This window comes from Delftia sp. ZNC0008, from assembly GCF_000799035.1.
GTDB lineage: Bacteria > Pseudomonadota > Gammaproteobacteria > Burkholderiales > Burkholderiaceae_C > Comamonas > Comamonas tsuruhatensis.
In genome coordinates this window covers 1-10,429 of record NZ_JTKZ01000170.1, presented here as the reverse complement: position 1 = coordinate 10,429, position 10,429 = coordinate 1, and the positions used below count along the sequence as shown (strand labels likewise).

The 10,429-nt window shown below is 67.1% G+C and carries 9 protein-coding genes; 6 read left to right on the top strand and 3 right to left on the bottom strand.

The features are described from left to right. The 5 genes from L995_RS05715 to L995_RS05695 form a co-directional block, all read left to right on the top strand. Positions 1–1,404, top strand: a 1,404-nt coding sequence (locus L995_RS05715) for a DHA2 family efflux MFS transporter permease subunit (RefSeq protein ID WP_047470044.1), incomplete at its 5' end; no start/stop codon positions are given. A 169-nt stretch (positions 1,405–1,573) separates the two neighbouring features. Next, complete coding sequence (locus L995_RS05710; RefSeq protein WP_047470039.1) at positions 1,574–2,665, top strand: MBL fold metallo-hydrolase; 1,092 nt, start codon at positions 1,574–1,576, stop codon at positions 2,663–2,665. Positions 2,666–2,788: 123 nt separating this feature from the next. Further along, on the top strand, positions 2,789–3,199 hold the full coding sequence (locus tag L995_RS05705; protein ID WP_046986239.1) for a polyhydroxyalkanoate granule-associated phasin: 411 nt from the start codon (positions 2,789–2,791) through the stop codon (positions 3,197–3,199). A 216-nt stretch (positions 3,200–3,415) separates the two neighbouring features. After that, positions 3,416–4,876 carry a D-serine/D-alanine/glycine transporter gene (cycA, locus tag L995_RS05700; RefSeq protein ID WP_016453443.1) on the top strand — a complete coding sequence of 487 codons (1,461 nt, stop codon included), beginning with the start codon at positions 3,416–3,418 and terminating at the stop codon, positions 4,874–4,876. A 311-nt stretch (positions 4,877–5,187) separates the two neighbouring features. Continuing rightward, a complete protein-coding gene (locus L995_RS05695) occupies positions 5,188–7,182 on the top strand; it encodes a TonB-dependent receptor domain-containing protein (RefSeq protein WP_047470035.1) in 1,995 nt (664 codons plus the stop codon). A gap of 81 nt (positions 7,183–7,263) precedes the next feature. On the opposite strand, the gene L995_RS05690 is transcribed toward L995_RS05695, so the two are convergent. Beyond that, positions 7,264–7,749 (bottom strand): rod shape-determining protein, encoded by a 486-nt coding sequence (locus L995_RS05690; RefSeq protein ID WP_047470041.1) that lies wholly within the window; start codon positions 7,747–7,749, stop codon positions 7,264–7,266. Positions 7,750–7,758: 9 nt separating this feature from the next. Further along, positions 7,759–8,208 (bottom strand): winged helix-turn-helix transcriptional regulator, encoded by a 450-nt coding sequence (locus L995_RS05685; protein WP_047470032.1) that lies wholly within the window; start codon positions 8,206–8,208, stop codon positions 7,759–7,761. A gap of 76 nt (positions 8,209–8,284) precedes the next feature. Here L995_RS05685 and L995_RS05680 point away from each other — a divergent pair, with 76 nt between their 5' ends. Next, on the top strand, positions 8,285–9,496 hold the full coding sequence (locus L995_RS05680; RefSeq protein ID WP_047470029.1) for an MFS transporter: 1,212 nt from the start codon (positions 8,285–8,287) through the stop codon (positions 9,494–9,496). Here L995_RS05680 and L995_RS05675 read toward each other — a convergent pair. Then, positions 9,493–10,260, bottom strand: a complete 768-nt coding sequence (locus tag L995_RS05675) for an AraC family transcriptional regulator (protein WP_016453448.1) — start codon at positions 10,258–10,260, stop codon at positions 9,493–9,495. The two genes, L995_RS05680 and L995_RS05675, sit on opposite strands and share 4 nt — an antisense overlap. Between the last annotated feature and the right edge of the window lie 169 nt (positions 10,261–10,429).

The following is a 10,429-nucleotide window of genomic DNA, read 5'->3' as shown; positions in this document are numbered from 1 at the left end:
CCGCGTAGCCAGGGCACCTGGGTGATCACCAGCTTTGGCGTGGCCAACGCCATCTCGGTGCCGCTCACGGGCTGGCTCACCCAGCGCTTCGGCGCCGTGCGCCTGTTCACCATGAGCGTGCTGCTGTTCGTGCTGACGTCCTGGCTGTGCGGCTTTGCCTCGTCGCTGGAGACGCTGGTGCTGTTCCGCGTGCTCCAGGGCCTGGTTGCCGGCCCCATGATCCCGCTGTCGCAGACGCTGCTGCTGTCCAGCTATCCCCCGGCCAAGGCCGGGGTGGCCCTGGCGCTGTGGGGAATGACCACCCTGGTGGCCCCCGTGGTCGGCCCGCTGCTGGGCGGCTGGATCACGGACAACATCTCCTGGCCCTGGATCTTCTATATCAATGTGCCGGTGGGCCTGCTGTCGGCCCTGATGACCTGGAGCATCTACCGCAGCCGCGAGACCCCCACGCGCAAGCTGCCCATCGACTCCGTGGGCCTGGCCCTGCTGGTGCTGTGGGTGGGCGCGCTGCAGCTGATGCTGGACAAGGGCAAGGAGCTGGACTGGTTCGCCTCGGGCGAGATCATCACGCTGTGCGTGCTGGCCATCGTGAGCTTCGTGGTCTTCCTGGTCTGGGAGCTGACGGATGCGCACCCGGTGGTGGACCTGCGCCTGTTCATGCGCCGCAATTTCGCGGCCGGCACAGTGGCGCTGTCGATTGCCTACGGCCTGTTCTTCGGCAACGTGGTGCTGCTGCCCCTGTGGCTGCAGCAGTGGATGGGCTACACCTCCACCACGGCCGGCATGGCACTGGCGCCGGTAGGCATCTTCGCCATCATCCTGACACCGCTGGTGGGACGCAAGGTCACGCAGTGGGACCCGCGCAGGATGGCCACGGGCGCCTTCATCGTGTTCGCCCTGGTGCTGTGGATGCGCTCGCGCTTCACGGTGGAGACGGACTTCATGCACATCCTGGTGCCCACGCTGATCCAGGGCGCGGCCATGGCCTTCTTCTTCATTCCGCTGACCACGATCACGCTGTCGGGCATTTCGCCGGACCGTATCCCGGCCGCCGCCGGCCTGAGCAACTTCGTGCGGATCACGGCGGGCGCCATGGGCACCTCCATCGCCACCACGCTGTGGGAAAACCGCGCCGCGCTGCACCACGCCCATCTGACAGAAGGGCTGGTCCAGGGCCAGGGCGTGTTCGGCGTCACCCTGCAGGGGCTGCAGGCCGCAGGCCTGAGCCAGGCGCAGGCGCTGGCCCAGATCAACCGGCTGGTAGACCAGCAGGCCTACACGCGCGCCGCCGACGACATCTTCCTGGCGTCGTCCGTGCTGTTCCTGGTGCTGATCGTGCTGATCTGGATGACCAGGCGCCCCGCGGGCCATGCCGGCGGTGCCGAGGCGGCCGGCGCCCATTGATGACCAGCCTCCGGGCCATCACCACAAGGAGCTGCCTGCAGGGGCAGCTCCTTTTTTGTTTACATGACGACACGCAAGGCGCCTTGAACGGGGCCGCCAAGACCACCATCTCGACAGGGCTGCGCCATCGGTTCCATGATGGCGGCGGCCTGAACACCGACGGAGCACCGTGAAAACAATCCGCATCTTCCGCGCCCCGATTGCCGACTACTCCCAATCGCCCCAATCGTCGGCCGGGCGCTTTCGCAACATCCATCCCCGCCCGGCCAATGCCCCCCAGCCCGACGCCAAGGTGATGTGGGACTTCTTCTTCAACAAGCCCAAGGACACCGAGCCTGCGGCGCCCCTGCCCGTGCAGCGGCTCACCCCGGCCGACCTGGCCGCCGCGCCCGAGCGCAGCCTGTACCGCCTGGGCCACTCCACGCTGCTGATGAAACTGCGCGGCGGCTGGTGGATCACCGACCCGGTGTTTGCCGAGCGCGCCTCGCCCTTTTCCTTCATCGGCCCCAAGCGCTTTCATGCGCCGCCCATCGCCCTGCATGAACTGCCCGCGCTGCGCGGCGTGGTGCTCTCGCACGACCACTACGACCATCTGGACCGTGCCACCATCCGCGCCCTGGCGCCCCGGGTCGACTTCTTCCTGTGCACGCTGGGCGTGGGCGACCGGCTCATGGCCTGGGGCGTGGCCCCCGAGAAGGTGCGCCAGTTCGACTGGTGGCAGGACGTGCAGGTGGACGGCCTGCGCTTCACGGCCACGCCGGCCCAGCATTTCTCGGGCCGGGGCCTGCGCGACGGCAACCGCACGCTGTGGGCGTCCTGGGTCATCGAGGACCTGGCAAGCGCCGACACGCTGCGTGTCTTCTTCAGCGGCGACGGCGGCTATTTCGACGGCTTTGCGGAAATCGGCCGGCGCTTCGGCCCCTTCGACCTCACGCTGATGGAGACCGGCGCCTACGACCCGCACTGGCCCTATGTCCACATGCACCCGGCCCAGACCGTGCAGGCCCACCGCGACCTGGGCGGACGCTGGCTGCTGCCCATTCACAACGGCACCTTCAGCCTGGCCATGCATGCCTGGTGGGACCCCTTCGAGCGCGTGCTGGCCCTGGGCGCCGAGCACGGCATTGCCGTGGCCACGCCCATGATGGGCGAGCGCGTGGACCTGGCCGCCCCCCATGCAGGCGAGCGCTGGTGGCGCGCCCTGGTATCTGAGGTCACGCAGGACGGAGCCGCGCCGGCACCCCGACCCCAGCCGCGATAAACGCGTTTTTGCTGCATTGCGTCATCGGCCTACGCGGGCCGGCATGCATCTGGCTAAAGTGGAACCGGCAAGTGGATCTGGCAGGTAGATCCGGCAAATGGATCCAGAGCTTCAGGAGCGCACATGGCAAACCGCAAATCTTCCAAGGCCGCTTCGGTGGCCCGTCAGGCCACCGATCTGGCCATTGCCGCGCCGCAGGTGGTGGCGCACAGGCTCACCCGCATGGCGCTGGCCGGGGCCAATCCCTCCGCACGGGACCGGCGCGAATTCACGCGCATGGTGTCCGAGAAACAGACAGCCTTCCACCAATCCTGGGCCGCCATGGGCCTGCAGTCCATGGTCGCCAGCCAGGCCCTGATGCAGGCCTGGATGCGCATGTGGTGGATGCCCTGGAGCGCCTCCACCTGGAATGGGGGCGCACTGGCATCGCAGGCCTCGCAATGGAACAACGCCATGTGGGGCGTGGTGGGCAAGGGCATGGCGCCCGTGCACCGCACTGCAGTGGCCAACGCCCGGCGCCTGGCGCGCGGCTGATCCACCCATATCAAACCCGCTTCATTGACTGGAGCGGCACGGCGCGGCAGGGCTGATGCGGGGGCGAGGTTCAGGTATCCTCGCGGCCTTCGTTCCGTTTTGCTGCGCTGCCGCATTTCCAGGCATGGACTCCATGCAGAGACTGAAAACACGGCCGCGGCAGGCGGATTTCCCCCTTTCTGCCATCGCTTTGCCAGTCTTCCCCGGAGTTCTCTGATGACACACAAGGCCCCGCCAACCGGCCAGGGCCTGCACGGTCAAGACGACCTGCAGCGCAATCTCACCAACCGCCACATCCAGCTCATCGCCATCGGCGGTGCCATCGGCACGGGCCTGTTCATGGGCTCGGGCAAGACCATCAGCCTGGCGGGTCCGTCCATCGTCTTCGTCTACGCCATCATCGGCGTGATGCTGTTCTTCGTGATGCGGGCCATGGGCGAGCTGCTGCTGTCCAACCTGCAGTACCGATCCTTCATCGATTTCTCGGCCGATCTGCTGGGGCCCTGGGCGGGCTTCTTCACGGGCTGGACGTACTGGTTCTGCTGGATCGTCACGGGCATTGCCGACGTGATCGCCATCTCGGCCTACTCGCAGTTCTGGTTCCCCGGCCTGCCCCAGTGGGCCCCGGCCATTGCCTGCGTGGGCCTGCTGCTGGGCCTGAACCTGCTGACGGTGAAGCTGTTCGGCGAGATCGAGTTCTGGTTCGCCATGATCAAGATCGTGGCCATCGTGGCCCTGGTGGCAACGGGGCTGTACATGGTGGGGGCCGCCTTCGTCTCGCCTGCGGGGCGTGCGGCCAGCCTGTCCAACCTCTGGAACGACGGCGGCATGTTCCCCAACGGGATGATGGGCTTTTTCGCGGGCTTCCAGATCGCCGTGTTCGCCTTCGTGGGCATCGAGCTGGTGGGCACCACGGCCGCCGAGGCCAAGGACCCCGAGCGCACGCTGCCGCGCGCCATCAATTCGATTCCCGTGCGCATCATCGTGTTCTACGTGCTGGCCCTGATCGCCATCATGGCCGTCACCCCCTGGCGCGACGTGGTGCCGGGCAAGAGCCCGTTCGTGGAGCTGTTCGTGCTCGCAGGCCTGCCGGCCGCCGCGGGCGTGATCAATTTCGTGGTACTGACCTCGGCCGCCTCGTCGGCCAACAGCGGTGTGTTCTCCACCAGCCGCATGCTCTACGGCCTGGCGCTCAAGGGCGATGCGCCCAAGTCCTTCCACCGGCTGTCGCGCAGCAGCGTGCCCTCGCGCGGGCTGCTGTTTTCCTGCACCTGCCTGCTGGCCGGCGCCTTCCTGATGTGGGTGGTGCCCGATCTGGTGGAGGCCTTCACGCTGGTGACCACGGTATCGGCCATCCTGTTCATGTTCGTGTGGTCGCTGATCCTGCTGTCGTACATGGCCTACCGGCGCCAGCGCGCGGCCCTGCATGAGGCTTCGCGCTACAAGATGCCGGGCGGCGTGGCCATGTGCTGGGCCTGCCTGGCGTTCTTTGCGGCCATCCTGGGCCTGCTCACCCTGCAGGCCGACACGCGCCAGGCGCTGGTGGTGACGCCGGCCTGGTTTGCCCTGCTGGCCATTGCCTACCAGTTCGTGCGTCGCCGGGCATCGAGCCAACCCTCGGGCAGCTGCGCTGAGCCTTCCAGCGCCCTGCCGGGCGCCGTGGCCAAGCCGCGCTGACGTGGTTTCTGGCCGCCCCCTGCGCTCCGGGGCGGCCTTTGCACGGAGGCGCCGCACCCCGTGCTCCCTCTCAGCGCCCTGCCGACCCCCGTCATTTTTGTGCACCAGACTTGTGCACAACGCCTCAGGCGTGTCCAGCGATTAGATAACGCGTGAACAAAAAACAACTGTCTTTACGTGAAGAGAAAGATGTAGATACAAATCGTTATCATTCGCGCCTTGATTTTTAACCCATACGGAACTTTACAAAGATGGTCAGAATCTCGGTGCTCCGCCCGCTTCCTCTTTGCGTCGCCCTGGCATGCACAGCCATGGCCCATGCCCAGACGGCCGACAGCAAGGCCGACACGTCCCTGTCCACCGTGGTGGTGACCGCCTCGGGCACGGCCGTGGACATCAAGGAGGCGCCGGCCAGCATCAGCGTGATCACGCGGGAAGACATCGAGCGCAAGCCCGTCACCAGCATCGGCGAGCTGCTGTCCACCATTCCCGGCGTGACCGGCGGTCTGTCGGGCACGGGCGCCCAGTCCAAGATCAAGCTGCGCGGCCTGCCCGAGAAGTACACGCTGATCCTGGTGGACGGCAAGCGCCAGGGCAACTCGGCCGGCATCAACTACCGTGACGACCTGGGCTCGCAGGACCTGGACTGGATCTCGCCCGAGATGATCGAGCGCATCGAGGTCGTGCGCGGCCCCATGTCCTCGCTGTACGGCTCCGACGCCATGGGCGGCGTGATCAACATCATCACGCGCAAGATCGGCAAGCGCTGGAGCGGCTCGACCACGCTGAACTACAGCAAGCCCTCCGACGGCGACCGCGGCGACACGCGCCAGCTGGGCTTCAACATCAGCGGCCCGCTGTCCGACAAGTTCGGCCTGCGCCTGGGCGGCAACTACACGGACCGCGCTGCCGACGAGGGCACGGGCGGCTTCCCGGGCACCTACCAGTCCACGGCCGGCTCGCGCAAGCAAAACCTCAACGCCCTGCTCAACTGGCAGCTCACGCCCGACCAGGTGATCGGCATCGAGGCCGCGCAAGGCATCCAGCGCGCCACGGGCTCCGATCGGTTGGTGAATGGACGCCCCGTGGTATCGCAATGGGGCCTGAGCAAGCTGGAGCAGACCAAGTTCGGCCTCAGCCACGATGGCCGCTGGGGCGACATGACCTCCAAGCTCGACCTCGTGCACAACAAGTACGAGGACAAGGGCGACACCATCGGCAACAACTCCAAGGAAACCACGCTGGACGGCCGCATCGACAAGCCGTTGAAGCTGTGGGGCCTGGACCAGGCCATGACGCTGGGCATGCAGTGGCGCCGCGAGTCGCTGGACAACCGCGACACCATCGGCCTGGCTCCCATCGACTACGCGGGGCGCCCGGTCTCGGGCTCGGGCCTGAGCGCCACCACCTGGGCGCTGTTCGGCGAGGACCAGATCTTCCTGCGCGAGAACCTGGCGCTGACGCTGGGCCTGCGCATGGACCACCACCAGAAATACGGCAACAACTGGAGCCCGCGCGCCTACCTGGTCTACCACCCGGCATCGGAGTGGACAGTGCGCGGCGGCGTCTCGCGCGGCTTCCGTGCGCCCAACCTGAAGGAAAACTCGGCCAGCGCCGCCACGCAATCCGGGGGCAACGGCTGCCGCAGCCTGGCCGGCATGGGCTGGACCAGCACCAGCGTCAACGCCGACGGCACGCGCGGCTGCTACATGGCCGGCAACCCCGACCTGCAGCCCGAGACCAGCACCAACTTCGAGCTGGGCACCAGCTGGGACCGCAATGGCTGGGCCCTGGGCGCCACGTACTTCCACACCAACTTCAAGAACAAGATCGACTACCAGCCGCTGGGCTTGTACAACGGCTTCTGGTGGACCCGCATGGCCAACGCCCAGCGTGCCCGCACGCGCGGCCTGGAAGGCTTCGTGAACGTTCCCCTGGCCAAGGGCCTGACCTGGAACACCAATATCACCAAGATGTTCGAGTCCAAGAACCTGAGCACCGGCGCCTCGCTGCTGGCCGTGCCCGAGCTGTCCATCTACTCGTCGCTGCAGTGGCAGATCCGCCAGGGCTGGTCCGCCATGTTCAGCGCCCGCCACGTGGGCAAGGAAGTCGTGACCACGGGCACGGCCACCACCTTCGCCAAGGCCTACACGACGTTCGACGTGTCCATGAACTACAACGTCACCGACTCGATGACCCTGCGCGCCGGCATCATCAACCTGACCGACAAGGAAACCCGCACCATCGGCGCCAACTACGACAACGGCGGCCGTACCTACTTCGTGGGGATGACGGCCAGGTTCTGATGGCCTGTCACCAGCCCTTGCGCTGACCCAGACAAAGCGCCCGTTGTGACGGGCGCTTTTTTCATGGCGAAGAGCAAAGCCTCACTCCCAGACACCGCCCTGCGCAGGGGGCTTGCGCGTCAGCAATTCCTCGTCTGTCAAGGGCCGGCCTGTCCAGACATTCACCTTCGAGGCCCCGGCCGCGCTGCCCAGCTCGCGCAAGGCCCTCAGTTCCACCTGGGTGAATCCGCCCTCGGGGTCGCCCAGCGGATGGATGACGATGTGCGGGGAGGCCGCCAGCCAGCCCCCGGCTTGCATGCGCCTGAGCTGGTACTTGAGCAGGTGCTCGGCCAGCACGAAGTCCGATATCAGCGAGCGCGGATGCGCGAACGGATTGACGACTTCCGCAGGCTCCGATGCAGCCGCGAGCCTGGCCTGCGGGCCGGCCGCCAGAATCCGGCGCCGGGGCGGCGGACTCAGAGCCAGCTCGGGAACCTCCGAGATGGTCTGCCCGGTCTTTGGATCCTTCAGCGTCAGGCGCTCGGGAGAAATCTGTACGTAGATGAGTGGCAGGAAGGCAGAGAGCATGGACATCCATCAATCGATTTTCTGAACCACGGTCTGGCCCGGCAGCAAGGCCCGGCCATCCCCGTCGCGCGGCAGCATGGGCTCGACAGGCAGGCCGCTGTGGCGATCCAGCAGCAGCGAATGTGCCTCGCCCGGCGCGAACAGATGGCCTTCGCCCCATTGCCGCAAGGCCACGATGACGGGGAACAGGTCCAGCCCCCGGGCCGTCAGCACATATTCCAGGTAGGCCGAGCCTTCGGCGGCCGGGCGGGTTTCGAGGATGCCGGCCTCCACCAGCCGGCGCAGCCGGTCGGCCAGGATATTGCGGGCCGCGCCCAGGCTGCGCTGGAAATCGCCAAAGCGGCTGATGCCGTCAAAGGCATCGCGCACGATGAGCAGCGACCAGCGGTCGCCGATCACATCCAGGGAGCGGGCCACCGGACAGGGCTGTGGTGTGTCAGGACGGATGTCTTCTTTCATGGCGTCATTTTGGTTGCATTTCAAAACTGGTTCAACTAGCATTCAAACAGTTTTGTTTTGCAACTGGATTCAACCCATGAACGCCTTCCCTGCCCCGGACACGGTCCGCATGCCGCGCAGCCTGGTGCTGCTGTTCGCCGCTGCCAGCGGCCTGAGCGTGGCCAATGTCTACTACGCCCAGCCGCTGCTGGAGGCGCTGGCGGCCGACTTCGGCATCAGCCATGCGGCCGTGGGCGGCGTGGTCACCGCCACGCAGGCCGGTTGCGCGCTGGCGCTGCTGCTGCTGGTGCCGCTGGGCGACCGGCTGGAGCGGCGGCGGCTCATGCTTTTGCAGTTGCTGGGCCTGGTGCTGGCCCTGGCGGCCGTCAGCACCGCGCGTTCGGCCGTTCTGCTGCTGGCGGGCATGCTGGCCGTGGGCCTGCTGGGCACGGCCATGACGCAGGGGCTGATCGCCTATGCGGCCAGCGCCAGCCAGGCGCATGAGCGCGGGCGCGTGGTAGGCGCGGCCCAGGGCGGGGTTTTCATCGGCCTGCTTTTGGCGCGCGTGTTTGCCGGCGCCGTGGGTGACCTGGCCGGCTGGCGCGGCGTCTATGCCTGCTCGGCCCTGCTGATGCTGGCCCTGGCCTGGCCCCTGTGGCGGCAACTGCCCCGGCTGGCGGCGCCCTTGCATGCACCCAGCTACACGCAGCTGCTCGCCTCCATGCTCCAGCTGCTGCGCCAGGACCGCATGCTGCGCACACGCGGCATGCTGGCCCTGCTGATGTTTGCCACCTTCAACATCTTCTGGAGTGCCCTGGTCCTGCCCCTGAGTGCGCCGCCCTACAGCCTGTCACTCACGGCCATTGGCGCCTTTGGCCTGGCCGGTGTGGTCGGCGCACTGGCCGCAGCCCGTGCCGGGCACTGGGCCGACCAGGGTTTTGCGCAGCGCACCAGCCTGGGCGCGCTGGTGATCCTGCTGCTGGCCTGGGCGCCGCTGGCATTGCTGGAGCAGTCGCTGTGGGCGCTGGTCGCCGGCATCGTGCTGCTGGACCTGGGCGGCCAGGCCCTGCATGTGACCAACCAGAGCCTGATCTTTCGCAGCAACCCGCAGGCCCACAGCCGGCTGGTGGGGCTGTACATGCTGTTCTATGCCGTGGGCAGCGGGCTGGGCGCGCTGATTGCCACCAACGCCTACGCGCGGTTTGGCTGGCACGGCGTCTGCGTGGCGGGGGCGGCGTTCAGCTTGGCGGCCCTGGTGTTCTGGGCCATGACGCGGGAAACGGCTGCCCAGGCCAGCGTTCCCGCCTAGACCCGACTCACCAGCTCCGAAGGCACCCGCCCCAGCGCCTTGCGGAACATGGTGGAAAACGCGCTGGGGCTGTCATAGCCCAAATCCAGCGCCACCTGCGTGACCGAGGCGCCCGCAGACAGCCGCGACACCGCTGCCAGCAGGCAGGCCTGCTGGCGCCAGGCGCCAAAGGCCATGCCTGTGTGCTGCTGGAAAAACCGGCTGAAGGTGCGCAGGCTCTTGTTCAGCGCCTGTGCCCAAACCTGGGGCGTGGCGCGGATGCTGGGCTGGGCCAGGAACTGCTTGCACAGGGCGGCCAGCTTTTCGTCGCGGGGAATGGGCGCGAACAGCGGCAGGCTGCGGGCCGAGGCCAGCTCGTGCAGCACCAGCGTGACCAGGGCGCCGTCGCGGCCTGCTTCGTCGTACAGCGCTGGCAGGTCGGCGCAGGACAGCAGCAGCTGGTGCAGCAGCGGGGTGACGACCAGGGCCTCGCAGTGCACACCCGGGCGGGGCGCAGCAGCCGGTTCGATGTACAGGCTGCGCGTGCTCACGCCCTGCATGCGCACGCTGTGCGGCTTGCTGGCCGGAATCCACACGCCGCTGTAGGGCGGGATGGTCCAGGCACCGTCGTCGGTTTCCACCTCCATCAGCCCGCTCATCCCGTAGAGAAACTGGGCACGCCGGTGGCTGTGCGTGGGCAGCAGCGTGCCAGGCGTGTAGTCGGTGCCGATGGCCAGCACATCGCGCGCCACGGCGTCCACGGAATGCAGCGGGATGTTGAGCATGGGAATGTCTGGAAAACAGCCAACAGGCTTTGGCAGGAATTCAAGGATTATTGACCCATCCGCGAAAGCAGGCCAAACCGCGGCATCCTAAGGTTCAGTCCTTGCTCGTTTTTTCCAAAGGACTGTCTGTGTTCCCTCTCCTGCTGCTGGCTTTCGGTGTGCTTGCCGG